The organism is Streptomyces sp. NPDC001914 (assembly GCF_042891215.1).
In the GTDB taxonomy this organism is placed as follows: Bacteria; Actinomycetota; Actinomycetes; order Streptomycetales; family Streptomycetaceae; genus Streptomyces.
On the sequence record NZ_JBIASW010000003.1, the window covers coordinates 108,406 to 134,029 of the forward strand.

Below are 25,624 nucleotides of genomic sequence, written 5' to 3' on the forward strand. Positions count from 1 at the left end.
CCATCCCTCACAGGGATGGCGAGACGGCTCCTCTCCATGCTCCGCAAAGCTGGAGGGGCCGTCGGCGGGGCCCGGCGTACGCGCCGGGCCCGGCCGTACTCACGGGCGTGTGGGCGGGCGCATCAACTGCATACCCGCGCTGTCGAGCGCCCCCCGTGCGCCCTGTGGCGGCCGAGGGGTGATCCGGTAGCGTCCTCACCTATGCGGAGCATGGGCCGCCGTGTCACTCGAGAGAGCTGACACGGCGGAGGCCGCCCCTTCGGGCCGGCTTCACCGCCCCGTCCGCTCGGACGCCGTGCGCGCTCAGTCCCGGCGTCCGCCCGTGACGGGACCTTCGTAGGGCAGCAGCTCGGGACGCTTGGCCGGCCGGCCGTCGCCGGACGAGCGGCCCGTCAGCCGTCGCCCGATCCACGGCAGCAGGTGCTGCCGGGCGAACCGGGCGTCGGCGGTGCGGCGGGAGACCCAGCCCGGTGGCGGGGTGGGCGCCGACGGGACGTGCCAGTCCGGGTCCTCGGCCTCGTATCCGAGGGTCTGCCACACCGCTTCCGCGACCCGGCGGTGTCCCTCGCCGGTCAGGTGCAGCCGGTCGACGTCCCATGAGCGGGGGTCGGCGAGCGCGGGTGCCCCGTAGAGGTCGACCACCAGTGCGCCGTGCCGCTCGGCGAGCTCGTCGACGACGACGAACAGCTCCTCCATGCGGGGCCGGAAGCGTTCGAGGACCGGACCGTTGCGGCCGGGGCTGCGCATCAGGACGAGTCGCTCGCAGGCCGGGGCCAGCCGCTCAACGGCCTCCTCCAGGAGACCGCGGACCCGCCCCATGTCGACCTTGGGGCGCAGGGTGTCGTTGAGGCCGCCGACCAACGTGATCACATCGGGCCGCATGGCGGCGGCCACGTCCACCTGCTCGTCGACGATCTGCCCGATCAGCTTGCCGCGCACCGCGAGGTTCGCGTAGCGGAAACCGGGGGTCCGGGCCGCCATGCGGCCCGCGAGGAGGTCGGCCCATCCTCGGTAGGAGCCGTCGGGCAACAGGTCCGACATGCCCTCGGTGAAGGAGTCGCCGACCGCGACGAGGCTGGTGTATGAGGCATTCATCTGCATGGCGTCAAAGATGGTAACCCGAACACATACCCATCGGTCGGTCGGACCGTCCTACCGGGGTCGGCGCCGTACCGGGGCCGACCCAGGGGTCGGGGTCGGGCCGGGCGGGGGTGCCGGTCGGACCGGAGTCGGGGCCAGACCGGAGTCGGGGTCGGACCGGAGTCGGACTGGAGTCGGGGATGGAGTCGGGACGGGGGCCGGTACGGAACGCCTGTTCCGTACCGGCCCCCGAAGGCAACCCCTACGCCGGCTGTCCGAACAGCTCTCTCAGGACGTCCTCCATGGTCACCAGTCCCGTGAGCCGGCCGTCGCTGCCCATGACCGCCGCGAGATGGGTACGGCTGCGCCGCATCGCGGTCAGGACGTCGTCGAGCGGGGTGCTCTCCCGGACCCGGGCGATCTGCCGCATGTCCTCCACGCGGAACGGCACCTCGCGAGGGGCCGCGTCCAGCGCGTCCTTGACGTGCAGATAGCCGACGATCCGGCGCCCGTCGTCGACGACCGGGAAGCGGGAGAACCCCGACTCCGCCGACAGCCGCTCCAGCTCCTCCGGGGTGACACCCACGCGCGCGTAGACGACGCGTTCCACGGGGAGCACGACGTCGTGCACCGGGCGGCGGCCGAGCTCCAGGGCGTCCCGCAGCCGCTCCTGGGCGCGGTGGTCGATGAGCCCCGCCGCGCTGGAGTCCTTCACCAGACGGGAGAGCTCGTCGTCGGAGAAGGTCGCCGCGACCTCGTCCTTCGTCTCGACCCGCAGCAGTTTCAGCAGTCCGTTGGCGAAGGCGTTGATCGCGAAGATCACCGGGCGCAGCGCTCGGGAGAGCGCGACCAGCGGCGGTCCGAGCACCAGCGCCGTCCGCACGGGCTCCGCGAGGGCCACGTTCTTCGGCACCATCTCACCGAGCAGCATGTGCAGATACGTCGCCAGGGTGAGCGCGATGACGAAGGAGACCGCGTGGCCCGCGCCGGAGGGGACGCCCACCGCGTGGAACACCGGCTCCAGCAGGTGCGCGATGGCGGGTTCGGCCACGATGCCGAGGACCAGGGTGCACAGCGTGATGCCGAGCTGCGCGGTCGCGAGCAGCACCGAGACGTGTTCGAGGCCCCAGAGCACGCTGCGCGCCCTCCGGTCGCCCCGCTCGGCGTGCGGTTCGATCTGGCTGCGGCGCACCGAGATCAGCCCGAACTCGGCCCCGACGAAGAAGGCGTTCACGACGAGCGTCGCGAGGCCGATCAGCAGTTGTACGACGGTCATCGCGTGCTCTCCTCGGCGTCGTCCGGGGCGTGCAGCAGGACCCGTGCGGCCCGCCGTCCCGAGGCGTCCACGACGTCGAGCCGCCAGTCACCGGCCTCGACGCTGTCGCCCTCGGAGGGGATCCGGCCGAGCTCGGTCGCGATGAAACCGGCCAGCGTCTCGTACGGCCCGTCGGGCACGCGCAGTCCGACCCGGGCGAGCTGGTCGGTACGGGCGGAACCGTCGGCCGAGTACAGCGCCCGGCCCTCGGCGTCCGTTCCGGCCGGGGCGAGGTCGGGCGTCTCGTGCGGGTCGTGCTCGTCGCGCACCTCGCCGACGACCTCCTCCACGATGTCCTCCAGGGTGGCCACGCCGGCCGTGCCGCCGTACTCGTCGATGACCACGGCCATCGTGCGCTTGCCGGCGAGCCGGTCCAGGAGGCGGTCGACGGTCAGCGACTCCGGTACGAGCAGCGGCTCGCGCATGATCTGCGAGACGGGCGTCTGGGTCCGGCTCGCGGCGTGCACGGTCAGCACGTCCCTGATGTGCGCGACCCCGACGACCTCGTCGAGGCTCTCGTGGTAGACCGGGAACCGGGACAGGCCGGTCGCCCGGGTCGCGTTCGCCACGTCCTCACAGGTCGCCTGGACGTCCAGTGCCATGACCTGGACGCGCGGTGTCATCACGTTCTCCGCGGTCAGGTCGGCGAGGTTCAGCGTGCGGACGAAGAGCTCGGCGGTGTCCGCCTCCAGGGCGCCCTCCTTGGCGGAGTGCCGGGCGAGCGCCACCAGCTCCTGGGGTCCGCGGGCGGAGGCCAGTTCCTCGGCGGGTTCGAGGCCGAAGCGGCGTACGACGTGGTTCGCGGTGTTGTTCAGATGGGCGATGAACGGGCGGAACGCGGCGCTGAACCAGCGTTGCGGCGTCGCCACCCGTTTGGCCACGGACAGCGGTGAGGAGATCGCCCAGTTCTTGGGCACCAGCTCGCCGACGACCATCAGGAAGACGGTCGAGAGCGCCGTACCGATGAGCAGCGCCACCGAGTTCGACGCGGAGGACGGGACACCCAGCGCTTCCAGGGGGCCCGCGATGAGCTTGGCGATCGACGACTCGGAGAGCATGCCGACCACAAGGTTCGTCACGGTGATGCCCAGCTGGGCTCCGGAGAGCTGGAAGGTGAGGTTCCGTACGGCTTTGAGGGCTCCGGAGGCGCCCCGCTCGCCGCGCTCCACGGCTCGTTCCAGCTCGCTGCGCTCGACCGTGGTCAGGGAGAACTCGGCCGCCACGAACACGCCGCAGGCGAGCGACAGCAGAACTGCGACCAGCAGGAGGAACACTTCGGTCATCGGGTCACCTCCGTCCCATGATCGGCCAGGGACAGGGGGATCGCGCGGTGTCCGCGGCTGCCGTGCGTGACATGACCGCGGGTACTGGGAGGCTCGCCCATGGGCGGACGCTCACACCTTTCGTCGGAGGAACGATGGTCCAACAAGGGTAAAGGATCGGCAAAGTGGTCTCCCTGGGGGGTGCCACCGGCGGCACCGCGCCCCCGGGAGGCGTGCAGTCGACCGATGCCGGGTTCCCCGCGAGGGCCCGCCGTCACCGATGGCGGGCTCCCCGCATGGCTCGCCGTCGGCCGACACCAGCCTCGCCGCATGGCTCGCCGTCGGCCGATGTCCGCCTCCCCGTCATGCTCGCCGTCGGAATCCGCCGGGCTCCCGGTGGCCGCCGCCGGTGCCCGGGAGTCCTAGTCGGCCAGCGGCTTCACCCAGCGCCGCCAGTGCTCCTCCGGCGTATACCCGGCGGCCCGCCAGGCATGGTGGGCGGTCTCGTTCCGTTCCAGCACCATCGCGTCACCGCGCCGCCCGCCGAGCCGTACGAAACGTTCCTCCGCCGCGGCCAGCAGCGCCGAGCCGATGCCGAGGCGCCGTCGGTCCGGATGGACCGCAAGCCGGTACAGATGGCAGCGCCAGCCGTCGAAGCCGGCGATCACCGTGCCCACCAGCTCCCCGCCGCGTTCCGCGAGCAGCAGCGCCCCGGGGTCGCGGTCGACCAGGCGTTCCACCCCGCTCCGGTCGTCACTGATGCTGGTGCCCTCGGCGGCCACCTTCCAGAAGGCGAGCACGGCGTCGAGGTCCTCGGGCCGCGCGGCCCGTATCCGCAAGTCGGTCATGGTCCGATCCCATCACGGGGACCAGGTGCCGGAACGGGATTTCCGGCATGCGGACGATCATCTGCCGCGCAGTGCGCCGACCACGGGCGCGAAGACCTCCAGGTTCGGCTCCAGCACCGTCAGATACGAGAATCCGAAGCGCTCACGCAGCTCCCGGACCTGATCGACGAGCTGTTCCGCGGAGCCGATCAGGACGATGGGCAGCTCCAGCACCTCGCGCTCGGTCAGCAGTGGCAGCCGGGGCAGCCACGGCCGGACGGCGGCGGCGCGGTCGTCGGTGACGGAGACGATCTGGATCAGCAGGTTGAGCTCGGCGGGCTCATCGCGGCCGGCGGAAGCCTTCCGGTAGAGCGCGACGCGTCCGTCGAGCTCGGTCGCCGAGAGCGGTTCCAGGGTGCCGTTCCCACCGGTGCGCGCTCCCGTGAACGAGACGATGTCCGCGTGCTCCGCGGCCAGGCGCAGCATCCGGTCGCCGTTGGCCCCGATCAGCAGCGGCACCCGCGGGGGTCCGCCGTCCGGTGTCTCCGGCGCCTTCCCGCCCGGCCAGGGCGTGCCCAGGGAGGGGCCGTCCGGACCGAGCAGGCGCTCCAACTCCTCGACCATGCGCACGAGATGGTCGACCCGCTCACGCGCGGTGCCGAACGGCAGGCCCGCCGCCTCGTGTTCGGCCGGTACGTATCCGGTGCCGAGGCCGAGTTCGAGACGGCCGCCCGTCAGCGCGTTCGTGGTGGCCACCTCGCGGGCGAGCAACGCGGGGTTCCAGAAGGCCGCGTTGAGCACGAACGTGCCGAGCCGTGGCCGTCGGGCCGCCCGCGCGGCGGCGACCAGCGAGGGGAAGGGGGCGGGCATGCCCAGATGGTCCGCGACAGTGATCACGTCGTAGCCGAGTTCCTCGGCGCGACGGCACTTGGCGGCCCACTCGGCACCGGTCGCCGGAGCGAGGAGACTGACCCCGAAACGGAACGGGCGTGACATCGGCTGTCCCTTCCATCGAGCGAACCGCCCGGCCCTGCTCGGGCCTGAGCGAGCGGACGATCGGCCCGGTCCGGGGATCGGGGCGGGTGTGCGGGCCGTCACCGGATCAACGGGGCGGGCACGGGCGAGAGATCGGCCCGGTCCCGGGTGCCGGGGCCGGGCCGAGTCGGCGTCATTCGTGGGCGATGGCCGCGAGGACGTTCATGCGCGACGCGCGCAGGGCCGGGAGCAGGGCCGCGACGATGCCGACGACGGCCGAGCCGATCACGACCGCGACGATCGTCGTCCAGGGGATGGCGAGCGCCTTCATGCCCTGCAGCGCGAGCACCTGCTGGACGCAGACACCCCAGATGATCCCGAGCGCCAGTCCGAGGACCGCGCCGAACACGGCGATCACCACGGACTCCAGCCGGATCATCCGGCGCAGCTGACGCCGGCCGAGACCGATGGCGCGCAGCAGTCCGATCTCGCGGGTGCGCTCCACGACGGACAGGGCGAGGGTGTTGACCACACCGAGCACGGCGATGACGATCGCGAGCCCGAGCAGCGCGTACACGAGATAGAGCAGCACGGCGATCTGGTCGTGGACGAGCTTCTTGTAGTCGGCCTGGTCGCGGACCTGGACCTGCGGATACGGCTCCAGGGTCTTCTCCAGGCGGGGGCGCAGCTTCTCCGGGGAGGTGCCCGGGGCCGCGTTCACGTACAGCGCCGAGTCCTGCCCGCCGGGCACGTACTTCTCGATCGTGCCGAAGCCGAAGACGAGTCCGCCCTGCGTCCCGAACCCGCCGCCGCCCTGGTCGGTGAGCGCGCCCACCGTCAGGTCGGTCGTGCGGCCGGCGGGGAACTCCACCGGAATCCTGCTGCCGACCCGCACGTCGTGGTCCTCGGCGAACTTCACGTCCATGGCGATGCGGCCCTCGCCGAGCGCCGCCGCGGTGTTCCCCTGCGCGTACGTGATGTGGGCGACGTCGTCGAGTCGCTGATCGTAGGCCGCGGCGGTCGTCTCCACCCGCTTGCCGTCGGGCAGCTGGACCGCGACCGGCGTGAACCGCTGCCGGACGACCAGTCCGACCCCCTCGGTGGCCCGCACCTTGTCCGTGACCTCGTGCGAGAACGGCACGAAGTTGGCGTTCTGGAGCACGAAGTCGGCACCGAGGGTTTTGTCGATCTGCTCGTCGAAGGACTTGCTCATGGACGCGCTGGCCACCGACATCCCGCCGACCAGGGCGAGACCGACCATCAGAGCGGCCGCGGTGGCGCCGGTGCGCCGCGGATTGCGCAGCGCGTTGCGCTGGCTCATCCGGCCGACCGATCCGAAGAGCGCGGGGAACGCGCCGCCGAGCACCCGGATCACCGGGCGGACGAGCAGGGGCCCGGCGATCACCGTGGCGATCAGCGTGAGGACGACACCGAGTCCCAGCAGCGAGGCCGAGGTCGAGGTCTTCGACGCGGCGGCGCATCCCGCCAGAGCCGCGGCCCCGGCCGCGCCGACGACCCCGCCCACCACGGCCCGTACGCGCAACGGCCTTCCCACGCCCGCGACTTCGGCGTCCGAGAGAGCCGCCATGGGGGACACGCCCGCCGCGCGCCTGGCCGGCAGATAGGCCGCGATGTAGGTGACGCCGACGCCGACGACGTACGCCGCCACGGGGGTCCCCCAACCGATGACCATCTCCGTGGACTTGAGGTTCATGCCGAAGGCGGTCATCAGCTTGATCAGCCCGATGGCCAGCCCGATGCCGGCGGCGAGACCGAGGGTCGAACCGACCAGGCCGAGGAGCAGCGCCTCGGTGAGCACCGACCGGCGCACCTGCCGGCGGTCGGCGCCCAGCGCCCGCAGCAGACCCAGTTCCCGGGTGCGCTGGGCGATCAGCATGGAGAACGTGTTGACGATGAGGAATATCCCGACGAGCACCGCGATTCCGGCGAAGCCGAGCATCACGTACTTGATGACGTCGAGGAATCCGCCGAGCGCCTCGGCGGACGACTTCGCCTGCTCGTCGGCGGTCTTCACCTCGTAGGGCCCGGTGCCGATTTCGGCGGACACGCGCTTCTTGAGCACGGCGTCGCCGACGCCCGGCGCGGCGTCCACGGAGATGCTCGTGGCGGCGTCCGAGCGGCCGAGGAGCTTGGACTGCGCCGTCGGGGTGTCGAGGAAGATCAGCGCGGCACCGGGGTTGGTGGTGGTGAAGGTGGCGATGCCGACGATCCGCACCTTGAAGGAGCCGGGCTGCGCCTGCACCGTGAGGGTGTCGCCGATGCCGAGGTTCTTCTTGTCGGCGGTGTCCGCGTCGAGCAGTGCCTCGCCGTCGCCCCGCGGCTCGTGCCCGGAGGTCAGCTTCACCGGACTGCGTTCGGTGACCTCCCAGTTGGTGACGATGGTGGGCGCGCCCGTCGTCGGTCCGACCGACTTGTTCGCGCTGTCGACGACCGGGGCGTTCTCCACCGACGCGTCCACGTGGGTCGCGGCGACTCCGTCGACTCCGGCGAGCCGGTCCGCGAGGGAGGCGGGGACGGTCTCGGTGGCGCCGGTGGGGAGTTGGGAGGTCAGGTCGTTCTTCGGCTCCACGGTCACGTCGGCCGCGGTGGAGGCGAAGAGCCGGTCGAACGTACGGGTCACCGTGTCCGAGAAGATGAGGCTGCCCGCGACGAAGGCCACGGACAGCACGATGGCCAGGGCGGAGAGCAGCAGTCGCCCTTTGTGCGCGAGAAAGCTTCGCAGTGTCGCCTTGAGCACGACCGCCTCAGTCCTTGTCGGGGGTTGCGTCGACGGAGCTGCCGGGAGCGGTGTCGCCGGTGCCGCCGCGGGTCGTGTCACCGGCGACGGGAGCCACGTCACCCGCGGCCGGGGCGCCGGCCGCGGAACCGCCCTCGCCCTCGGACACCGCTCCACCGGGTTTGCCGTGCTCGCCGTCGAAGGTCACGCGGACCGTGTCGAAACGCTTCATCCGCTCCAGGACCGCGTCCGCGGAGGGCCGCTCCATCTTGTCGACGATCCGCCCGTCCGCGAGGAAGAGCACCAGGTCCGAGTGGGCGGCCGCGCCGGGATCGTGCGTGACCATGACGACGGTCTGGCCCAGGTCGTCCACGGCTTCGCGCAGGAACCCGAGGACTTCGAGGCCCGCCCGCGAGTCCAGGTTGCCGGTCGGCTCGTCCGCGAAGATCAGCTCGGGCCGGGAGGCGAGCGCCCGCGCGCAGGCGACACGCTGCTGCTGTCCCCCGGAGAGCTGGGCGGGCCGGTGCTTCAGCCGCTCACGCAGCCCGAGGGTGTCGATGACCTGGTCGAGCCACTTCTGGTCGGGCTTCTGGCCCGCGATGTCCATGGGCAGCGTGATGTTCTCGGCCGCGTTGAGGGTGGGGATCAGGTTGAACGACTGGAACATGAAGCCGATCCGGTCCCGCCGCAGCCGGGTCAGCTCGCGGTCCTTCAGCCCGGTGATCTCGGTGTCGCCGAGCCAGACCTGCCCGGCCGAGACGGTGTCCAGGCCCGCCAGGCAGTGCATGAGGGTGGACTTCCCGGAGCCCGAGGGGCCCATGACGGCGGTGAACCGGCCGCGCGCGATGTCCACGTCGACCGAGTCGAGGGCCAGGACCGCGGTCTCGCCGGAACCGTACGCCTTGGTCAGACCGCGGGCGCGGGCGGCGATCCCGTCCCCCTCCGCGCGGCCGGGAATCTGCTCCGCAGCAGCTGTGGACAAGACCGCCTCCTCTGTGATGGATCGTCCGGACTTCTCGTCCGGCCCGAGCGTAGTGTGATCAGAGGCACACCCGGTATCCCCCCTAGGTGCCGCACCCTCTCCGCCCCAGGGTGTGCCCCTGATATCGATGTAAGGGGCAATTTCCACCGGACTCTCCGCCTGGACCGGGCCCCCTTGCCGGTGCTAGCGATATCGCGCTAGCTTCGAAGCATGGCGAAGACTCAGCTGAACGTCCGGGTGGACGAAGGCACCGCGCGCGCCGCCCGGGAGAGAGCCCTGGAACGGGGGATGAGCGTGAACCGCTACATCGAGGAACTGGTCCGGCAGGACACCGGGGAAGTCGGCCACACCTTCGTGGAGGCCGCCGCCGATTTCATGAAGCAGTACGAGTCCGTCTTCGCCGAGGAGTTCGGCGCGGAGCGCGAAGGCACCAGCGAAGGTCGTCGTTGATCCCTTGAGCAGTATCAGAGTCGATCTCGCCTGGCTTCTCATGATCGCCGAACAGAAGACACCCGGAGACCCCCAGGTCACCGACTGGGGAGCGCTCGTCGCCGCGGTCAGCAGACACGAGGCGGAGATCCTCGGCATCCCCGTGTACGACAGCCCGCACGCCCGCGCCGCCGCGCTGCTCCAGCTCCTGCTGCACGTCCCGGCGCTCGAACGCTCCAACGCGATGTTCGCCTCGGCCGTCGCCTACGCCTATCTGGTCGCCAGCGGCCTGAAGGTCGTCACCTCGCCCGAACAGGTACGGGAACTGGCCCGTCTGGTGAAGAACGGCGAGGCCACCGTGCACGACATCGCCCACGAACTGCGCCGCTGGAGTCTGTGACCCCCGGCGCGGAAACGCCGGGGCGCACGCGAGACGCCCGACCCGGCTACGTGGTGCGCCGTGCCTCCGCGTCAGTCCAGCGGGCGACGGGCCGTACCGAGGACGCAGTACGACGTGGGCAGGCGCGGTCCCTTCTCGGGCAGCAACAGCCGCCGGTACGGGCCCAGTTCGAAGCCCGCCTCACGCAGTGCGGCGATCGGGTCGCGGGCCACGTGGCAGCCGCCGCACAGCCGTGGCCAGACCGTGGCGTCCAGGCCTCGCTGGACGGACCCCATGACCCGTCCGCCGCCCCGGCCGTGCTCGAAGAACCGCACCGTGCCGCCCGGGCGCAGCACCCGCCGCACCTCGGCGAGCGCCTTCGGCACGTCCCGCACGCTGCACAGCACGAGCGAGAGCACGGCGGCGTCGTACGCCTCGCTCTTGACCGGCAGGGCCTCCGCGGCGCCCGGCGCCACATCGACGGGCACCTCGCAGCGCAGCGCCGCCTCCATCGCCAACTGCCGCAGCAGCCGCTCGGGTTCGATGGCCACGACCTCCGAGACCGTGCCCGGATAGTGCGCGAAGTTCAGGCCGTTGCCCGCGCCGATCTCGATCACCCGTCCGGACAGTCCGTCGAGCAGCCGTTCGCGCAGCCGTCCGATCCCCATCCGGGTCTCGGCGCCGACGCTGAAGCGGGCGTAGTAGCGGGCGAACACCGGATGGCGCACGGCCTCCGTCGTGACCTTGCCGGAGCCGGCCGGCCGGAGCGGCTTGAACGGCATGTCGGACCTCCCGGGAGACAGGGTTCACCGGAATTGTCCCCCCGGGGCGCCCGCGGCACGCCTCGCGCGTGCGCTGCGGGGCGGGTCCACCCGGCCGGGAGCCGCCACGGCTGGGCCGTGACGGCTCCGGAGCCACCGGTCACGTGAGCCGGGGCTGCGCGTCGGGGCCCTGGGCCCGCGCCGCGCCCTTGGCCGCGCTGAGCCCTTGGCCAGTGCTAGGCCCTTGGCCTGCGCCGCGCCCTTGGCCTGCGCCGCGCCCTTGGCCTGCGCCGCGCCCTTGGCCGCGCTGAGCCTTGGTCGGCGCTGAGCCCTTGGCCGCCTGCGCCGCGCCCTTGGGTCGCGGCGCCGTTCGACCGCGTTCGCCGCCCTGTGTCCTCCGGCCGAGGACACGTCGACCGGAGGACCGATGAGCGACGCGGGGGCGGTGACAGGCGCCCCCGGCGGTCGGCGTCAGGCCGTGTGCGCCGCCGCGAAGACCCCGGCGTTCCAGCGTCCGCCCAGCCGGTGGTCCAGCCAACTCGGAGCCCCGGCCCGGAAGTCCGCGGGCGGGAGACCGCCCACGCCCTCCGGTACGGCGCCCAGCAGGGGCGCCCCGGACACCGCCGGCAGGTCCGCGAGATTGCACCGCATCGCCAGATCGGGGGAGTCCGGCCAGCTCCCGATCACCACACCCGCGAACTCCAGCTGCCGAAGCCGCAGTTCACGAGCCGTCAGTTCCGTGGTGTTGAGCGTCCCGAGCCCCGCCGAGGCGACGACCAGCACGGGCGCGTCCAGCATCCGGGCCACGTCCGCGAGCGTCCCGTCCTCCTGGTCGAACCGGACGAGCAGACCGCCCGCGCCCTCGACCAGCACCAGATCGTGCTCGGTGGCGAGCTTCGCCGCGGCCTCCGCCGCCGACTCCGGGGACACGGGCGGCAGTCCGGCCCGCCGGGCGGCCGTCGCGGGCGCCAACGGCTCCGGATAGCGGCCCAGTTCGAGGGTCGTGACGGCGCCGGCGAGACGGGCCACCTCGTCCGCGTCGCCGCGCTCGTCCGGTCGTACACCCGTCTGCGCGGGCTTCAGGACGGCCACCGACCGCCCGGCCGCGAGAGCCGTGGCGGCGACGGCGGCCGTGACGACCGTCTTGCCCACCTCCGTGCCCGTACCCGTGATCACCAGTACCGTCATGTCAGCCCTCCCGCGCCGCGGCGCACACCGCGCGCGCGATCCGTGCCAGGTCCGTGTCGCCGGTGACGTACGGCGGCATCGTGTAGACGAGGTCGCGGAACGGCCGCAGCCACACGCCCTCGCGCACGGCGGCCGCCGTCGCCGCCTTCATGTCCACCTCGTGGTCGAGCTGGACGACTCCGATCGCGCCGAGCACCCGTACGTCCCGGACGCCCGGCAGCGCGGCCGCCTCAGCGAGGCCCTCCGTCAGTCCCGCCTCGATCCGCTTCACCTCGGTCCGCCAGTCCTGTCCCAGCAACAGGTCGACCGAGGCGCACGCCACCGCGGCGGCGAGCGGATTGCCCATGAACGTCGGGCCGTGGGCGAGCACCGGCACATCGCCGCGCGAGATGCCGTCGGCCACCCGTGAGGTGCACAGCGTCGCCGCCATCGTCAGATAGCCGCCGGTCAGCGCCTTGCCGACACACATCACGTCGGGGGTCACGCCCGCGTGGTCCGCCGCGAACAGCTCACCGGTGCGGCCGAAACCCGTCGCGATCTCGTCGAGGACCAGCAGGACGTCGTGCTCGTCGCAGGCCTCGCGCAGCACCCGCAGATACGCGGGGGAGTGGAAGCGCATCCCGCCCGCGCCCTGCACCACCGGCTCCACGATGACGGCGGCGAGCTCGTCGGCGTGCCGCCCGATCAGCTCGCGCAGATGGTCCGCGTACGACTCCTCGTACGCGGCCGGCGGCGCGTCGGCGAACACCTGGCGCTGGAGCACGCCCTGCCACAGCTCGTGCATCCCGCCCTCGGGGTCGCACACCGACATGGGCTGCCAGGTGTCCCCGTGATAGCCGCCCCGCCAGGTCAGCAGCCGCTGCTTGCCCGGGCGGCCGAGGGAGCGCCAGTGCTGGAGGCACATCTTGACGGCGACCTCGACCGCGACCGAGCCGGAGTCGGCGAGGAAGACGTGCTCCAGACCGTCCGGCGAGATGTCGACCAGCCGCTTCGCCAGCCGGACGGCGGGCTCGTGGGTGAGCCCGCCGAACATCACATGGCTCATCCGTTCGAGCTGTCCGCGTGCCGCGTCGTTCAGGACCGGGTGGTTGTAGCCGTGGATGGCCGACCACCAGGACGACATGCCGTCGACCAGTTCGCCCGTGCCGTCGGCCAGCCGCAGCCGGACCCCGCTCGCCGACTCCACGACCAGCGGCTCCTGGCGTCCGGGCATGGGCCCGTACGGATGCCAGACGTGCCGCCGGTCGAGGTCGAGCAGTTCCCGCACGGACAGGTCAGGCATTGGGCGCGAGGTCCGTTCCGGCACCGCGGCGACGCACGGAGACCAGGTCCGTACGGGCGTCGGCGGCCGCCTCGGCCGGTACCGCGGGCGCCGAACCGCACACGCCGCCGCCCTCGTGGGACCCGCAGCCCGCCTCGGCGTGCGATCCGCATCCGGCGTCGCCGTGCGATCCGCAGCCCGCGTCCGCCTGCGATCCGCAGCCGCCGCCGGACGGCGCGCGGTGCTCGGGCAGCGTCACCTCGCCCGCGTTCTCCACCTCGAAGCCGGCGTCCGCGATCATCTCCAGGTCGGCCTTGCCCGCCTGGCCCTCGCTGGTGAGGTAGTCACCGAGGAAGATCGAGTTGGCGAGGTTCAGGGCGAGCGGCTGGAGGGTGCGCAGATGCACCTCGCGGCCGCCGGCGATCCGGACCTCGACGTCCGGGCAGACGAAGCGGACCATGGCCAGGATGCGCAGACAGCGCTGCGGGGTGAGGTTCCACTCCTTGGCGAGCGGGGTTCCCTCGAACGGGATCAGGAAGTTCACCGGAACGGAGTCCGGGTCGAGCTCGCGCAGCGCGTACACGACGTCGACGAGGTCCTCGTCCGACTCGCCCATGCCCGCGATCAGACCCGAGCAGGCGGACAGCCCCGCCGCGTGCGCCTTCTGGACGGTGTCCACCCGGTCGGCGTACGTGTGGGTGGTCGTGATCTCCCCGTACGTCCCCTCGGACGTGTTCAGGTTGTGGTTGTAGGCGTCCGCGCCCGCCTCGCGCAGCCGCTCGGCCTGGCCGTCGGAGAGGAGACCGAGGCAGGCGCACACCTCGACGTTCTCGTTCTGTTCCTTGATCGCCTTGATCGTGTCGGAGACCCGGTCCACGTCACGGTCCGTCGGACCGCGTCCGCTGGCCACCAGGCAGACCCGCTTGGCACCCCCGGCCAGCCCGGCGGCCGCGGCCTTGGAGGCCTCGTCGGGCTTGAGCCAGCTGTACTTGAGGATGCCGGCCGTGGAGCCGAGACGCTGCGAGCAGTACGAGCAGTCCTCCGGGCACAGGCCCGACTTCAGGTTGACGAGGTAGTTCAGTTTCACCCGTCGCCCGAACCAGTGCCGGCGCACCTTTCCGGCCGCGGCCACCACGTCGAGTACGTCGTCGTCGGAGGTGGCCAGTACGGCCAGCGCCTCGTCGCGGGTCGGCAGCTCGCGCCGAAGCCCCTTGTCCACCAGCGTGTTCAGCAGGTCCATGAGGTCCGATCCTGGACCATGCGACCGCTCCCGGCCAAGGAGAGTTTGCACAACAGAGATGGTTCGACGTGTGGGTATTGCCACATCATGCGCCGCCGGAGCGACCGCTAGGGTCTGTTCACTGCCTACAAATCACCGTGACCGCGTACGCGGCGAGACCCGGAGGACACATGGCGTTCGGCTGGATCGACGAGCAGGCCGAGGCGCGCCGCCGGGCCGGACTCGTGCGTACGTTGCGCCCCCGCCCCGCCGAGTCGCCGCTCCTCGATCTCGCGAGCAACGACTACCTCGGGCTCGCCCGCCATCCGGAGGTCACCGAGGGCGCCGCCGCGGCCGCGCGCAGGTGGGGCGGCGGCGCGACCGGCTCCCGCCTCGTCACCGGCACCACCGAACTCCACGCGGAGCTGGAACGCGAACTGGCCGACTTCTGCGGCTTCGAGTCCGCGCTCGTCCTGTCCTCGGGCTACGCGGCCAACCTCGCCGCCGTCACCGCGCTCGCGCCGTACGGCTCGCTGGTCGTCTCGGACGCCGGCAACCACGCCTCCCTGATCGACGGCTGCCGGCTCGCCCGGGGCACCACCCAGGTGGTCCCCCACGCGGACCCCGACGCCGTGCGCAAGGCGCTCGGCACCCACGACGGGCCCGCCGTCACCGTCTCCGACACGGTCTTCTCCGTGGACGGCGACGCGGCCCCGCTCGCCGAACTGGCCCTCGCCAGCCGGGAGTACGGCGCCGGTCTCGTCGTCGACGACGCGCACGGGCTCGGCGTCCTGGGCGACGGCGGCAGGGGCGCTCCGCACGCCGCGGGTCTCGCGGGGGACCCGGACGTCGTCGTGACCGTCACGCTGTCCAAGTCGCTCGGGAGCCAGGGCGGCGCCGTCCTCGGCCCGGCGGCCGTCATCGACCATCTGATCAACGCGGCGCGCACCTTCATCTTCGACACCGGCCTGGCGCCGGCGGCGGCGGGCGCGGCCCTCGCGGCGCTGCGGCTGCTGCGGCGGGAGCCGGAGCGGGCGGCGCGGGCGCGCGAGGTGGCCAGGGCGCTGCACACGCGGCTGACGGCGGAGGGTCTCTCCGCGGTACGACCCGATGCCGCGGTCGTCTCCGTGCGGGCACCGTCCCCCGAACGGGCGGTGCGATGGGCGGCCGACTGCCGCGAGGCGGGCCTCGCCGTCGGCTGTTTCCGTCCCCCGTCGGTGCCCGACGGTGTTTCGAGGCTGCGGCTGACGGCCCGCGCGGACCTGACCGAGGAGCAGATCGGGCACGCGGTGGACGTGATCAGCCGGAACCGGTGAACCGGTGGAGCGGTGAACCTGTGAGCCGGTGGAGCGGTGAACCTGTGAGCCGGTGGAGCCGTGAAGCGATGATCCGGTCTAGCGGTGAACCGTGCGAGGTCAGTTCAGCCCGGTGATGAACCCCTCCCAGACGTCCGGGGTGAACAGCAGGGCGGGTCCCGCCGTGTTCTTGGAATCGCGCACCGCGACCATTCCGGACCAGGGTCCGGTGCTCGGGCGTGCCGTCTCGACGCAGTTGTTCATCCCGGTACTGCGGCTGCTGCGCAGCCAACGCACGGAGTGCAGTGAAGTGCTGGAAGGTACGTACCGAGGCATTGCAGACATGATGTGCCTCCTTACGTGTCGTCACCCATCGCGGCGATGTAGTCCAACGAGTCCTCGGGTGAAAGGGCGTGGAACTGAAGGGCGTTGAAGGCCTCGGCGTAGGCCTGGAGGTCTTCTTTCCGTTCGAGATAGAGGCTACTCGTCAAGTGGTCGAGAACAACCACATCCAGATCAGCTGTGTTCGGAAATGAGAAAATAACGAAAGGGCCGGTCACGCCGATGTGGGCCCCGGCGGCGAACGGCAGTACCTGGAGCCGTACTTGAGGCAGGACGGCGGCCTCGCGCAGCCGGCGGAGCTGGCGCGCCATGACATCGGGGCCGCCGACCTCCCTCCGTAACACCGCTTCGTCCAGGACGGCGGACAGTTCGAGCGGCGGGTCCGAGCGCAGCACGTCCTGCCGGGCCAGGCGCACTTCGACCAGGGCGTCGAGTTTGCTCTCCTCCAGTCCGTCCACGGCGGCCCGTGTCACCGCGCGGGCGTACTCCGGCGTCTGCAGCAGCCCGGGTACGACGGAGGTCTCCAGGGTCCGCATGGCGCTGGCGCCCGACTCCAGGCTGATGAAGTCGCGGTACTCCGGCGGGATCACCCCGCGGTACGCGTGCCACCAGTGGTGCCGGCCGTTGACCTCGGATCCCGCCAGCACGACCAGAAGCCGGCGCAGTTCCGGGTCCTCGACGCCGTACGCGTGCAACAGGCGTTCCACATCGACCGGTTTCACCCCGCTGGTGCCGGTTTCGATACGGCTCACCTTCGACTGGTGCCAGCCGAGCAGGTGGGCCGCCTCCCCGCTCGTGAGACCCGTGCCCGCGCGCAGCGCGCGCAGTTCGGCTCCGAGCTTGCGGCGACGCACCGCGGGACCGTGCTGCATGGAAGTTCTCCTTACTCCTTCCAAGTCGTCCGAATACGCTCTGCCGACGCAGAGTTCACCGCATCGAGCGACAGATATATGCATTATTCGGTGGATCGCACCCGCGACCGGCCCGGTAATGGCAGTCTGGCGCAAGCACCAGTCCGGGACCGTACTCGAACCATCCGCTCGGTGTCGGGCTCCGGTCCCGTGGGAAAGGGACGAACGTCGCCATGGCAGACCATCAGGAAGCATCCGTCACACTGCCGAGCGAACCGGTCTCGGTTTCCGTGGCCCGCAAATTCGTCGCCGATGTGCTGTCCGAATGGGGCCTGCCGGGGGACTGTGAGGTCGCCGACACGGTGCGGCTGATCGTCTCCGAACTGGCCACCAACGCCGTGCAGCACACGTTCGGGCAGTCGCCCACCTTCACGGTCGGCGTGCGTCTGGACCGGGAGGAGCGGCTGCGCATCGGTGTCACCGACAGCCATCCGCGCTTCCCGAAGCGGCTGCCCGCGGCTGTCCAGCAGGACAACGGCCGCGGCATGGTGATCATCCGCTGGCTCGCCGCCGAATGCGGCGGCCGGCTCTCCGTCGTACCGACCCGGGAGGGCGGCAAGACGGTCGGCATCGAGCTGCCGTGGACGGTTCCCGTCCAGCCGGTGCCGGCCGGGTGCCCCCAGGAGCCCTGAGGCCCGCCGTTCCGAGGTCCGCCGGACGGATGCCGGCCCACGAGGGGCCGAGAGGGCGTCACAGCGGCCCTGGGGGCCCGCTCCGGGGCGGCGGGGTCCGCCGCCCCGGGCGGGAAGGGTCAGCCGACCCTGCCGTACCAGACGCTTCTCGTCCAGATCTTCTGGAGCTTCACCACTTCCCCGGTCTTCGGGGAGTGCCAGATCTTTCCCTTACCGGCGTAGATGCCGACGTGGTACACGTTCCGGCCCGAGTGGAAGAACACGAGGTCACCGGCCTTGCGGTGCGAGGCCGAGACGTGGTGCGTCTTGTTGTACTGAGCCGCGGCCGTACGAGGCAGCTTCTTGCCCGCCTTCTTGAACGAGTAGAGCGTGAGCCCCGAGCAGTCGAAGCGGTGTGGTCCCGTGGCGCCCCACTTGTACGGGGAGCCGTGCTTCGACGCCGCGACCTGCAGTGCCCTCGTCGCAACGGTGGCCGCCTCGGCGTCGGGTGCGGCGCCGGGGACCACGAGGCTGCCGCCCACGGCGGCGATGGTGAGCGCCGAGGCCGTACCGGCCCGGGTCCACAGCGACGGGACACGATTGAGCGCAGTCATGCGCAACCCTTCGTCAGCCGCCTGTGAAGGATGACCTGTCGGATTCGGGCTGGCGAAGTTGCCCGGCCGCGGTTGCGGCTTCACCCCAAGGACCGTCCGGAACTGATCCGGCGGCCCGTCTAGCTGGGTCCTCCACTCCTGCCGATCCACTCCTGTCGACCGGGCATCCGAGCGGCGGCAGGACTCGGCGTCCGCCCGGACCGCCCCGCCGCTGTGGCGGGGGCTTGTCGTCGGAAGGGATCTTCACTCATCAGAGTCGGAAAATCCGAGCGGAACCGGCGTTTTGTGGGCTTACTCACCACTCAGCCGTTCGAGTGAACAACCCTCCGTTCGAGCACGTGTTGGGGACATCGACGAGGCCCGCACCTGCGACGACGGGCCTCATCCGGCGTCCGGACTCCGCGTGTTGCGCAACTCGGAGGGGTCGTAGAAAGGACCCGCGAATACGCCGACAGGGGGTACACCATCCGGTCCGTTTGAGTCGCGGACCGGACGCCGCGAGCTTCGGCGCGTGCCGGCCCGTGGGTGCGGGTCCGTCAACTTCCGGACTCGGGCGGCACGGTGACCCGGGCCGATCGCCGCTCTCCGCCGAGCACCCGCAGAGCCTGGGCCAGCGTCGCGGCGTGCACCTCGCTCTCGCCGCGCTGGTGCATGAGCGCGAGGGCGTCCCGCAGGGCCTCCGCCTTGCCGACCAGTGCCTGAGCCGCCCTCAGGCCGCGATAGGTGTCTCCGGGGCGGGACGGGTTGACGCGGCCGACCAGGTCGACCACGTCGAGATAGCGGTCGATCAGTTCGGCCTCGGCGCGGGTCAGCGCGGGCAGCGGGGGGAGGTCCGGGATCATCGGCCGCTCACCTCGCGCCGGGGGTGCCGAGGGCGGCCCGGCGGCTCGGGACGATCCGGTCGATCAGCCCGTAGGCCAGCGCCGCCGGCGCGTCGAGGATCTTGTCGCGCTCGATGTCCGCCGTGACCCGCTCCGGGCTCTGGCCCGTGTGGCGCCCGAGCATCTCCTCCAGCGTCCGGCGGGTCCGCATCAACTCCTCGGCCTGGAGGAGCAGGTCGCTCGTCTGCCCCTCGAACGGCTCGGTGACCGACGGCTGGTGAAGCAGGACGCGGGCTCCCGGCAGCGCGAGCCGCTTGCCCGGGGTCCCGGCGGCCAGCAGCACCGCCGCGGTCGACGCCGCCTGGCCGAGGCAGATCGTCTCGACGTCGCAGGTGACGAACCGCATCGTGTCGTAGATCGCGGTCATCGCGCTGAAGGAGCCGCCGGGGGAGTTGATGTAGAGCGAGATGTCCTGCTCGGGCGCCTGGTGTTCGAGGTACATGAACTGGGCCGTCACGTCGTTCGCCGAGGTGTCGTCGATCGGCGTCCCGAGGAACACGATCCGCTCGCCGAGCAGCTTCGAGTACGGGTCCAGGGTCCGGTGTCCCGCGCTCGTGCGTTCCGTGAACTCGGGCAGGACATAGCGGGCGGACGGGCTGTCCATGGCGCGCCTCCTCAGATCGACGTCTGTAAAAAATGTACAGGACGTACGTCGCGGAGGAAGAGGGCCATGCTGAGAGCGAAACGGCGGCCCGCCCGAGCGGGATGGCGGTCGAGGCGCGCCGCGGACCGCCGGATGGCGGGATCTCGCGGCCCGCGGAGTACGGGAGGCCCGGTCTAAGCTGGACGTCATGGCCTACGAGATTCCGGTGACGCAAGCCAGGGCTGAGCTCGCCGAACTGATCAACCGCGTCGTGTACGGCGGTGAGCGCGTCGTCGTGACGCGGCACGGCAAGCCGCTCGTCGCCCTGGTCTCCGCGGCCGACCTGGAGCGCCTCGAAGACCTCCCGGAGCCCGCGGACGACGTGATCAGCTCTCTGTCCAGCGTCCGGGAGGTGGCGTCCGCGCCCCGCGAGCACCAGCGGTTCGGCATCGCCGCGGAGCACCGGGGGCCCAGCGCCTCCTGACCGCCCGCGCGGCCCGCGTGCGGCCCCGCTTCCCGCGCGGCCCCGCTTCCCGTGCGGCCCCGCTTCCGTGGCGCCAGCGCGTCCCCGCGCTGCGTGGGCGCGAAGGTGCACCCCTCCCGCAGCTGGTGCCGCTCGGCGGGAGCGCGCGGCGGCGCCCTTCCCGCCCCTGCCGGGCGGTGCCGTATACGGTCCGGCCTCCGACGGCCTCCGACGGCCTCATGGCCGCCCGGGGTGCCCTCGTGGCCCGGGCGGGCGGAACGGGGCAAGCGGGGCGGCATCGCGGACCCGAGGAGGCTCCTCGGCCGGGCCCGGAAGGGATCACAGGCTGGTTAACGTCCTCGAAACTCCGGCCAACTAGCGTGCCCATCCACGCCACCAGGGGTTTCGGTGGCCGCGGCCACCGGGCCCCGCACGGCCCGGAGCGAGGATGTGAGGTGGTACGCCGTGCAACTGACCCCGCACGAGCAGGAGAGGCTGCTGATCCATGTGGCGGCCGACGTCGCCGAGAAGCGCCGGGCCCGCGGGCTGAGACTGAACCACCCCGAGGCCGTCGCGCTGATCACCTCGCACATCCTCGAAGGCGCCCGTGACGGCCGTACCGTCGCCGAGCTGATGTCCTCCGGGCGCAAGATCCTCACCCGCGACGACGTCATGACGGGCATCCCCGAGATGATCCACGACGTCCAGGTCGAGGCGACCTTCCCGGACGGCACCAAGCTCGTCACCGTCCACGACCCGATCGTCTGACGGGGGAGGAGCGCCGTGATCCCCGGAGAGTTCCTCTTCGCCGACGAACCCGTCGTGTTCAACGAGGGCCGTGCGGCCACCCGGCTGACCGTCCTCAACGCCGCCGACCGCCCTGTCCAGGTCGGCTCCCACTACCACTTCGCCGAGGCCAACCCCGGGCTGGACTTCGACCGCGCCGCCGCCCGCGGCAAGCGGCTCAACGTCGCCGCGGGAACCGCCGTGCGCTTCGAGCCCGGCATCCCGGTCGAGGTCGAACTCGTCCCGCTCGCCGGTGCCCGTGTGGTGCCCGGACTGCGCGGGGAGACCGGAGGTGCCCTCGATGCCTGAGATCTCGCGTGCCGCGTACGCCGACCTGTTCGGTCCGACCACCGGCGACCGCATCCGTCTCGCCGACACGGACCTGCTGATCGAGATCGAGGAGGACCGCAGCGGCGGGCCCGGTCTCGCCGGTGACGAGGCGGTGTTCGGCGGGGGCAAGGTCATCCGGGAATCCATGGGCCAGGCACGCGCCACGCGCGCCGACGGCACCCCGGACACCGTCGTCACCGGCGTCGTGATCGTCGACCACTGGGGGATCGTCAAGGCGGACGTCGGTATCCGCGACGGCCGGATCTCCGGCATCGGCAAGGCCGGCAACCCCGACACCATGGACGGAGTCCACCCCGACCTGGTGATCGGCCCCGAGACCGAGATCATCGCGGGCAACGGACGGATCATGACCGCGGGCGCCATCGACGCCCACGTCCATCTGATCTGCCCGCAGATCGCCGACGAGGCCCTGGCGTCCGGCATCACGACGCTCGTGGGCGGCGGCACGGGTCCCGCCGAGGGCTCCAAGGCGACCACCGTCACTCCCGGTCCCTGGCATCTGGCCCGGATGCTGGAGGCGATGGAGGGCTACCCGCTGAACTTCGGTCTGCTGGGCAAGGGCAACACCGTCTCGCACGAGGCGATGCTCTCGCAGATCCGGGGCGGCGCGCTCGGCCTGAAGATCCACGAGGACTGGGGCTCGACGCCCGCCGCGATCGACGCCGCGCTCACCGTCGCCGACCGCACCGGCATCCAGGTCGCCATCCACACCGACACCCTGAACGAGTCCGGGTTCGTCGCCGACACCCTCGCCGCCATCGCCGGACGCGGTATCCACGCGTACCACACGGAGGGTGCGGGCGGCGGGCACGCGCCCGACATCATGACCGTGGTCTCCGAGTCGTACGTCCTGCCCAGCTCGACCAACCCGACCCGGCCCTACACCGTCAACACGGCCGAGGAACACCTCGACATGCTGATGGTCTGCCACCATCTGAACCCCGCTGTGCCCGAGGACCTGGCCTTCGCCGAGTCGCGCATCCGGCCGTCCACCATCGGGGCCGAGGACATACTCCACGACCTCGGAGCCATCTCGATCATCTCCTCCGACTCCCAGGCCATGGGCCGCGTCGGCGAGGTGATCATGCGGACCTGGCAGACGGCCCATGTGATGAAGCGTCGCCGGGGCGCCCTGCCGGGTGACGGCCGCGCCGACAATCATCGTGTACGTCGCTATGTCGCCAAATACACGATCAACCCGGCGCTCGCGCAGGGACTCGCCCGCGAGATCGGCTCGGTGGAGACCGGCAAGCTCGCCGACCTGGTCCTGTGGGAGCCGGCCTTCTTCGGGGTCAAGCCGCATCTGGTCGTCAAGGGCGGGCAGATCGCGTACGCGCAGATGGGCGATGCCAACGCCTCCATCCCGACACCGCAACCGGTGCTGCCCCGGCCGATGTTCGGGGCGATCGGGCGGGCGCCGGCCGCGAACTCGTTCAACTTCGTGGCACCGCTGGCCATCGAGGACGGGCTGCCGGAACGGCTCTCGCTGGGCAAGCGGTTCGTGGCCATCGAGTCCACGCGGGCGGTGACCAAGGCCGACATGCGGGAGAACGACGCCCGGCCGGACGTGCGGATCGACCCCGACAGCTTCGCCGTGCACATCGACGGGGAGCTCGTCGAGGCGACTCCGGCCGCCGAACTGCCCATGGCCCAGCGTTACTTCCTCTTCTGATGTCCCGGGCGGCACTTCTCGTCCTGGCCGACGGCCGCTTCCCCGCCGGAGGGCACGCGCACTCCGGCGGGGCCGAGGCCGCGGTCAGGGCCGGGCGGATCACCGGAGCGGCGAGCCTGGAGGACTTCTGCAGGGGCCGGCTGCACACGAGCGGACTCGTGTCGGCCGCGCTGGCCGCGGCGGGCGCGCTCGGGGTCGATCCGGTGGCCCTGGACGCGGCCGCCGACGCCCGCACGCCCTCGCTCGCCCTGCGGGTCGCGGCGCGTCGTCTCGGCCGCCAGCTCCTGCGGGCCGCGAGGGCGACCTGGCCCTCCGCCGAACTGGACGCTTTGGCACGGGAGTTCCCCAAGGGGGCGCATCAGCCGGTCGTGCTGGGCGTGGCAGCGCGGGCCGCCGGTCTCGGGCCCGAGGACGCCGCGTACTGCTCCGCGTACGAGTGCGTCAGCGGGCCCGCGTCGGCGACGGTGCGGTTGCTGAGCCTCGACCCGTTCGACGCGACGGCCGCGCTGGCCCGGCTCGCGCCGGAGCTGGACCTCGTCGCCCACGCGGCGGCGAGTGCCGCGCGGCGGGTCCTCGACGAAGGCGTCGAGGCGCTGCCCGCGGCGTCGGCCCCGCTGCTGGAGATCGGCGCGGAGGCGCACGCGGCATGGCCGGTGAGACTGTTCGCGTCCTAGCGGACGCCCACCTCAGACCACCGGCAGCCCGCGCAGCCTCGGACCGCCGGCAGTCCGCGCAGCCCCGGCCCGTCGGCAGTCCGCGGGCCTTCGGACCGTCGGCAGCCTGCGGGGCCGCGGGTTCCGTGGCACCTCGTGGGGGCGCGGGTTCCGTGGCACCCCGGAACGTCCCGAGCGTCCCGGAACCCGGGACCTTGCGCTCGGCCGGGACGGCCACCGACCTACGGCTGTTCGCGTCCCGGCGGCCGGGGCTGCGCATCACCAGGCCGAGGGCAGCCGCCCCCGGCGGGGGCGCCCGGCCCTGTCCCCGCACCGACCCCGCAGGTGTCGGTCCCCCTCGTCCCGGCCGGGCGGCCATAGCCTCCAGGGCGGCCGCCGCCGACCTCGTAGCCGTACCCCGACTCCAACCCGAACCCGAACCCGACCAGAAACCGGAGCCACACCGTGCACCTCGATCACAGCCACGACGGGCCGTCCGCGGTCAGCGCCGACGCCCACCGGCCCGACGGACGGCGCCGTGCCCTGCGCATAGGGCTCGGTGGCCCCGTCGGCTCGGGCAAGACCGCCACCGTCGCCGCGCTCTGCCGGGCGCTGCGCGACGAACTGTCCCTCGCCGTCGTCACCAACGACATCTACACCCGCGAGGACGCCGAGTTCCTGCTGAGGGAGGCGGTGCTGCCGCCCGAGCGGATCACCGCCGTCGAGACGGGCGCCTGCCCGCACACCGCGATCCGGGACGACATCTCCGCCAACCTCGAAGCGGTCGAGGACCTGGAGGACGAGATCGGCCCGCTGGACCTGATCCTCGTGGAGTCCGGCGGCGACAACCTCACCGCCACCTTCTCCAAGGGGCTCGTCGACGCGCAGATCTTCGTGATCGACGTCGCGGGCGGGGACGACATCCCGCGCAAGGGCGGCCCCGGAGTCACGACGGCCGACCTGCTCGTCGTGAACAAGACCGACCTGGCGCCCTACGTGGGCTCCGACCTCGAGCGGATGGCGAGCGACGCCAAGGCGCAGCGGGACGGACTGCCCGTGGTCTTCCAGTCGTTGCGCACCGAGGCCGGCGTCGGCGCGGTCGCCGGCTGGGTGCGGGAACGGCTCGCGGCGTGGGCCTCATGACGACGGCGGGAGTCCGTGCCACGGCGCGGATCGAGGCCAGGGACGACGGCCGGGGCGGGACCTCGCTGCCCGTGCTGGACGGAGAGGGGCCGCTCGCCCTGCGCCGGATCCGCGGCGCAGGACCCGAGGCACGCGTGATGCTCGTCGGTGCCATGAGCGGACCGCTCGGCGGCGACCGGCTCGCCGTCGAGGCCCGCGTCGGTACGGGCGCGCGCCTGCGGGTCGGCTCGGCCGCCGCCACCATCGCGCTCCCCGGACAGGCCAAGGGGGAGGCCCGCTACGCGGTGCGACTGGACGTGGCCGAAGGGGGTGAACTGTGCTGGCTGCCCGAACAGTTGATCTCCGCGGGCGGCAGCGACCTAGTCGTCTCCTCGCGGATCGACCTCGCGTCGGGCGCCCGGCTCGTCTTCCGGGAGGAGCAGGTGCTCGGGCGCGTGGGGGAGGAACCCGGGCGGCTCACCAGCCGCCTCACCGTGGTACGCGACGGACGGGCCCTGCTCGACCAGGAGTTGGCGTGCGGTCCCGGTGCGCCCGGGGGCTGGGACGGGCCCGCCGTCCTCGCCGGGCATCGGGCACTCGGGCAACTCGTCGTCGTAAAGCCGGAGTTCGAGAAGGACCTGCCGACGGCCCGACCGCTCGGGGAGTACGCGGCGATCACCCCGCTCGCCGGACCCGCCGTGCTCGTCACGGCGCTCGCCCCCGACGCGCTGTTGCTGCGACGGGTGCTGGACGAAGCACTGGGCGAACTCACATGACGTCAACTATGTTGCTCCGAAGGCATATTCACATCGCCTTCACCGCTCACCGGAACACGTCGTACCGGCTATCGGATTGGTAAAGAACACCGGTCGCGTCTGTTCTCAGGGACCTCACAGCCGAAAGGATCGCCGTACCAATCGCAATT

General features: G+C 71.9%; 27 protein-coding genes and 1 riboswitch. Of the genes, 11 read left to right on the forward strand and 16 right to left on the reverse strand.

The window, feature by feature from the left end:
• Positions 1–303 precede the first annotated feature (303 nt).
• The 7 genes from ACFYYF_RS09745 to ACFYYF_RS09775 all read right to left on the reverse strand — a co-directional run bounded on the left by ACFYYF_RS09745 (position 304) and on the right by ACFYYF_RS09775 (position 9,178).
• Positions 304–1,101 (reverse strand): SGNH/GDSL hydrolase family protein, encoded by a 798-nt coding sequence (locus ACFYYF_RS09745; protein WP_388773221.1) that lies wholly within the window; start codon positions 1,099–1,101, stop codon positions 304–306.
• Between the two features lie 241 nt (positions 1,102–1,342).
• Positions 1,343–2,356 (reverse strand): hemolysin family protein, encoded by a 1,014-nt coding sequence (locus tag ACFYYF_RS09750; RefSeq protein ID WP_388773223.1) that lies wholly within the window; start codon positions 2,354–2,356, stop codon positions 1,343–1,345.
• Positions 2,353–3,678 carry a hemolysin family protein gene (locus ACFYYF_RS09755; protein WP_361684213.1) on the reverse strand — a complete coding sequence of 442 codons (1,326 nt, stop codon included), beginning with the start codon at positions 3,676–3,678 and terminating at the stop codon, positions 2,353–2,355. Before ACFYYF_RS09755 ends, ACFYYF_RS09750 begins: the two co-directional genes overlap by 4 nt.
• 401 nt (positions 3,679–4,079) lie before the next feature.
• The gene (locus tag ACFYYF_RS09760; protein WP_388773226.1) at positions 4,080–4,505 is read right to left on the reverse strand and encodes a GNAT family N-acetyltransferase; all 426 of its coding nucleotides are present in this window, start codon (positions 4,503–4,505) and stop codon (positions 4,080–4,082) included.
• A 57-nt stretch (positions 4,506–4,562) separates the two neighbouring features.
• On the reverse strand, positions 4,563–5,480 hold the full coding sequence (locus tag ACFYYF_RS09765) for a TIGR03621 family F420-dependent LLM class oxidoreductase (RefSeq protein ID WP_388773228.1): 918 nt from the start codon (positions 5,478–5,480) through the stop codon (positions 4,563–4,565).
• A gap of 172 nt (positions 5,481–5,652) precedes the next feature.
• Positions 5,653–8,217, reverse strand: a complete 2,565-nt coding sequence (locus ACFYYF_RS09770; RefSeq protein WP_388773231.1) for an ABC transporter permease — start codon at positions 8,215–8,217, stop codon at positions 5,653–5,655.
• Positions 8,218–8,224: 7 nt separating this feature from the next.
• On the reverse strand, positions 8,225–9,178 hold the full coding sequence (locus ACFYYF_RS09775) for an ABC transporter ATP-binding protein (RefSeq protein ID WP_388773234.1): 954 nt from the start codon (positions 9,176–9,178) through the stop codon (positions 8,225–8,227).
• A 210-nt stretch (positions 9,179–9,388) separates the two neighbouring features.
• Between ACFYYF_RS09775 and ACFYYF_RS09780 the strand changes: the two genes are divergently transcribed.
• Entirely contained in the window at positions 9,389–9,628 is a 240-nt protein-coding gene (locus tag ACFYYF_RS09780; RefSeq protein WP_339127977.1) for a toxin-antitoxin system HicB family antitoxin, read from the forward strand.
• 40 nt (positions 9,629–9,668) lie between these two features.
• Entirely contained in the window at positions 9,669–10,007 is a 339-nt protein-coding gene (locus tag ACFYYF_RS09785; protein WP_388774336.1) for a fic family toxin-antitoxin system, toxin component, read from the forward strand.
• Between the two features lie 71 nt (positions 10,008–10,078).
• On the opposite strand, the gene ACFYYF_RS09790 is transcribed toward ACFYYF_RS09785, so the two are convergent.
• From ACFYYF_RS09790 to bioB, 4 genes are all read right to left on the reverse strand, one after another.
• On the reverse strand, positions 10,079–10,768 hold the full coding sequence (locus ACFYYF_RS09790; protein WP_388773236.1) for a class I SAM-dependent methyltransferase: 690 nt from the start codon (positions 10,766–10,768) through the stop codon (positions 10,079–10,081).
• Between the two features lie 450 nt (positions 10,769–11,218).
• A complete protein-coding gene (gene bioD, locus ACFYYF_RS09795; protein ID WP_388773238.1) occupies positions 11,219–11,935 on the reverse strand; it encodes a dethiobiotin synthase in 717 nt (238 codons plus the stop codon).
• Position 11,936: 1 nt separating this feature from the next.
• Positions 11,937–13,217, reverse strand: coding sequence for an adenosylmethionine--8-amino-7-oxononanoate transaminase (locus ACFYYF_RS09800; RefSeq protein WP_388773240.1), 1,281 nt, complete (start codon positions 13,215–13,217; stop codon positions 11,937–11,939).
• On the reverse strand, positions 13,210–14,436 hold the full coding sequence (gene bioB, locus ACFYYF_RS09805) for a biotin synthase BioB (RefSeq protein WP_388773242.1): 1,227 nt from the start codon (positions 14,434–14,436) through the stop codon (positions 13,210–13,212). The genes ACFYYF_RS09800 and bioB overlap by 8 nt, the downstream gene beginning before the upstream one ends.
• 170 nt (positions 14,437–14,606) lie before the next feature.
• Between bioB and ACFYYF_RS09810 the strand changes: the two genes are divergently transcribed.
• Positions 14,607–15,731: an 8-amino-7-oxononanoate synthase gene (locus tag ACFYYF_RS09810; RefSeq protein WP_388773244.1), complete on the forward strand. Its 1,125-nt coding sequence runs from the start codon at positions 14,607–14,609 to the stop codon at positions 15,729–15,731.
• Between the two features lie 99 nt (positions 15,732–15,830).
• Here ACFYYF_RS09810 and ACFYYF_RS09815 read toward each other — a convergent pair whose 3' ends face one another.
• Positions 15,831–16,055 carry a DUF397 domain-containing protein gene (locus ACFYYF_RS09815; protein ID WP_361684191.1) on the reverse strand — a complete coding sequence of 75 codons (225 nt, stop codon included), beginning with the start codon at positions 16,053–16,055 and terminating at the stop codon, positions 15,831–15,833.
• Positions 16,056–16,066: 11 nt separating this feature from the next.
• Positions 16,067–16,924 carry a helix-turn-helix domain-containing protein gene (locus ACFYYF_RS09820; RefSeq protein WP_388773246.1) on the reverse strand — a complete coding sequence of 286 codons (858 nt, stop codon included), beginning with the start codon at positions 16,922–16,924 and terminating at the stop codon, positions 16,067–16,069.
• Between the two features lie 212 nt (positions 16,925–17,136).
• Here ACFYYF_RS09820 and ACFYYF_RS09825 point away from each other — a divergent pair, with 212 nt between their 5' ends.
• Positions 17,137–17,595 (forward strand): ATP-binding protein, encoded by a 459-nt coding sequence (locus tag ACFYYF_RS09825; RefSeq protein WP_361684187.1) that lies wholly within the window; start codon positions 17,137–17,139, stop codon positions 17,593–17,595.
• A gap of 119 nt (positions 17,596–17,714) precedes the next feature.
• On the opposite strand, the gene ACFYYF_RS09830 is transcribed toward ACFYYF_RS09825, so the two are convergent.
• From ACFYYF_RS09830 to ACFYYF_RS09840, 3 genes are all read right to left on the reverse strand, one after another.
• On the reverse strand, positions 17,715–18,188 hold the full coding sequence (locus ACFYYF_RS09830) for a C40 family peptidase (protein WP_361684185.1): 474 nt from the start codon (positions 18,186–18,188) through the stop codon (positions 17,715–17,717).
• Positions 18,189–18,191: 3 nt separating this feature from the next.
• Positions 18,192–18,388, reverse strand: a riboswitch (cyclic di-AMP (ydaO/yuaA leader).
• A 336-nt stretch (positions 18,389–18,724) separates the two neighbouring features.
• Positions 18,725–19,030, reverse strand: a complete 306-nt coding sequence (locus ACFYYF_RS09835) for a hypothetical protein (protein ID WP_361684183.1) — start codon at positions 19,028–19,030, stop codon at positions 18,725–18,727.
• Positions 19,031–19,037: 7 nt separating this feature from the next.
• A complete protein-coding gene (locus tag ACFYYF_RS09840) occupies positions 19,038–19,673 on the reverse strand; it encodes an ATP-dependent Clp protease proteolytic subunit (RefSeq protein ID WP_361684181.1) in 636 nt (211 codons plus the stop codon).
• A 187-nt stretch (positions 19,674–19,860) separates the two neighbouring features.
• Here ACFYYF_RS09840 and ACFYYF_RS09845 point away from each other — a divergent pair, with 187 nt between their 5' ends.
• The 7 genes from ACFYYF_RS09845 (at position 19,861) to ACFYYF_RS09875 (ending at position 25,475) form a co-directional block, all read left to right on the forward strand.
• Positions 19,861–20,136, forward strand: a complete 276-nt coding sequence (locus ACFYYF_RS09845; protein WP_361684179.1) for a type II toxin-antitoxin system Phd/YefM family antitoxin — start codon at positions 19,861–19,863, stop codon at positions 20,134–20,136.
• A gap of 444 nt (positions 20,137–20,580) precedes the next feature.
• Entirely contained in the window at positions 20,581–20,883 is a 303-nt protein-coding gene (locus ACFYYF_RS09850) for an urease subunit gamma (RefSeq protein ID WP_103550668.1), read from the forward strand.
• Positions 20,884–20,898: 15 nt separating this feature from the next.
• The gene (locus ACFYYF_RS09855; protein WP_361684177.1) at positions 20,899–21,210 is read left to right on the forward strand and encodes an urease subunit beta; all 312 of its coding nucleotides are present in this window, start codon (positions 20,899–20,901) and stop codon (positions 21,208–21,210) included.
• Entirely contained in the window at positions 21,203–22,924 is a 1,722-nt protein-coding gene (locus ACFYYF_RS09860; protein ID WP_361684175.1) for an urease subunit alpha, read from the forward strand. The genes ACFYYF_RS09855 and ACFYYF_RS09860 overlap by 8 nt, the downstream gene beginning before the upstream one ends.
• Positions 22,924–23,598 carry an urease accessory protein UreF gene (locus ACFYYF_RS09865; protein WP_388773252.1) on the forward strand — a complete coding sequence of 225 codons (675 nt, stop codon included), beginning with the start codon at positions 22,924–22,926 and terminating at the stop codon, positions 23,596–23,598. The genes ACFYYF_RS09860 and ACFYYF_RS09865 overlap by 1 nt, the downstream gene beginning before the upstream one ends.
• Before the next feature lie 444 nt (positions 23,599–24,042).
• Positions 24,043–24,720 carry an urease accessory protein UreG gene (gene ureG, locus ACFYYF_RS09870; RefSeq protein WP_361684172.1) on the forward strand — a complete coding sequence of 226 codons (678 nt, stop codon included), beginning with the start codon at positions 24,043–24,045 and terminating at the stop codon, positions 24,718–24,720.
• Complete coding sequence (locus ACFYYF_RS09875; protein WP_388773255.1) at positions 24,717–25,475, forward strand: urease accessory protein UreD; 759 nt, start codon at positions 24,717–24,719, stop codon at positions 25,473–25,475. Before ureG ends, ACFYYF_RS09875 begins: the two co-directional genes overlap by 4 nt.
• The last annotated feature ends 149 nt before the right edge of the window (positions 25,476–25,624 follow it).

Excerpts from the sequence above, each read along its gene's own strand:
- ACFYYF_RS09745 (WP_388773221.1), bottom strand. The coding sequence starts at position 1,101 with ATGCAGATGAATGCCTCATACACCAGCCTCGTCGCGGTCGGCGACTCC.
- ACFYYF_RS09750 (WP_388773223.1), bottom strand. The coding sequence starts at position 2,356 with ATGACCGTCGTACAACTGCTGATCGGCCTCGCGACGCTCGTCGTGAAC.
- ACFYYF_RS09755 (WP_361684213.1), bottom strand. The coding sequence starts at position 3,678 with ATGACCGAAGTGTTCCTCCTGCTGGTCGCAGTTCTGCTGTCGCTCGCC.
- ACFYYF_RS09760 (WP_388773226.1), bottom strand. The coding sequence starts at position 4,505 with ATGACCGACTTGCGGATACGGGCCGCGCGGCCCGAGGACCTCGACGCC.
- ACFYYF_RS09765 (WP_388773228.1), bottom strand. The coding sequence starts at position 5,480 with ATGTCACGCCCGTTCCGTTTCGGGGTCAGTCTCCTCGCTCCGGCGACC.
- ACFYYF_RS09780 (WP_339127977.1), top strand. The coding sequence starts at position 9,389 with ATGGCGAAGACTCAGCTGAACGTCCGGGTGGACGAAGGCACCGCGCGC.
- ACFYYF_RS09785 (WP_388774336.1), top strand. The coding sequence starts at position 9,669 with ATGATCGCCGAACAGAAGACACCCGGAGACCCCCAGGTCACCGACTGG.
- ACFYYF_RS09790 (WP_388773236.1), bottom strand. The coding sequence starts at position 10,768 with ATGCCGTTCAAGCCGCTCCGGCCGGCCGGCTCCGGCAAGGTCACGACG.
- bioD (WP_388773238.1), bottom strand. The coding sequence starts at position 11,935 with ATGACGGTACTGGTGATCACGGGTACGGGCACGGAGGTGGGCAAGACG.
- ACFYYF_RS09800 (WP_388773240.1), bottom strand. The coding sequence starts at position 13,217 with ATGCCTGACCTGTCCGTGCGGGAACTGCTCGACCTCGACCGGCGGCAC.
- bioB (WP_388773242.1), bottom strand. The coding sequence starts at position 14,436 with ATGGACCTGCTGAACACGCTGGTGGACAAGGGGCTTCGGCGCGAGCTG.
- ACFYYF_RS09810 (WP_388773244.1), top strand. The coding sequence starts at position 14,607 with ATGGCGTTCGGCTGGATCGACGAGCAGGCCGAGGCGCGCCGCCGGGCC.
- ACFYYF_RS09815 (WP_361684191.1), bottom strand. The coding sequence starts at position 16,055 with ATGTCTGCAATGCCTCGGTACGTACCTTCCAGCACTTCACTGCACTCC.
- ACFYYF_RS09820 (WP_388773246.1), bottom strand. The coding sequence starts at position 16,924 with ATGCAGCACGGTCCCGCGGTGCGTCGCCGCAAGCTCGGAGCCGAACTG.
- ACFYYF_RS09825 (WP_361684187.1), top strand. The coding sequence starts at position 17,137 with ATGGCAGACCATCAGGAAGCATCCGTCACACTGCCGAGCGAACCGGTC.
- ACFYYF_RS09830 (WP_361684185.1), bottom strand. The coding sequence starts at position 18,188 with ATGACTGCGCTCAATCGTGTCCCGTCGCTGTGGACCCGGGCCGGTACG.
- ACFYYF_RS09835 (WP_361684183.1), bottom strand. The coding sequence starts at position 19,030 with ATGATCCCGGACCTCCCCCCGCTGCCCGCGCTGACCCGCGCCGAGGCC.
- ACFYYF_RS09840 (WP_361684181.1), bottom strand. The coding sequence starts at position 19,673 with ATGGACAGCCCGTCCGCCCGCTATGTCCTGCCCGAGTTCACGGAACGC.
- ACFYYF_RS09845 (WP_361684179.1), top strand. The coding sequence starts at position 19,861 with ATGGCCTACGAGATTCCGGTGACGCAAGCCAGGGCTGAGCTCGCCGAA.
- ACFYYF_RS09860 (WP_361684175.1), top strand. The coding sequence starts at position 21,203 with ATGCCTGAGATCTCGCGTGCCGCGTACGCCGACCTGTTCGGTCCGACC.
- ACFYYF_RS09865 (WP_388773252.1), top strand. The coding sequence starts at position 22,924 with ATGTCCCGGGCGGCACTTCTCGTCCTGGCCGACGGCCGCTTCCCCGCC.
- ACFYYF_RS09875 (WP_388773255.1), top strand. The coding sequence starts at position 24,717 with ATGACGACGGCGGGAGTCCGTGCCACGGCGCGGATCGAGGCCAGGGAC.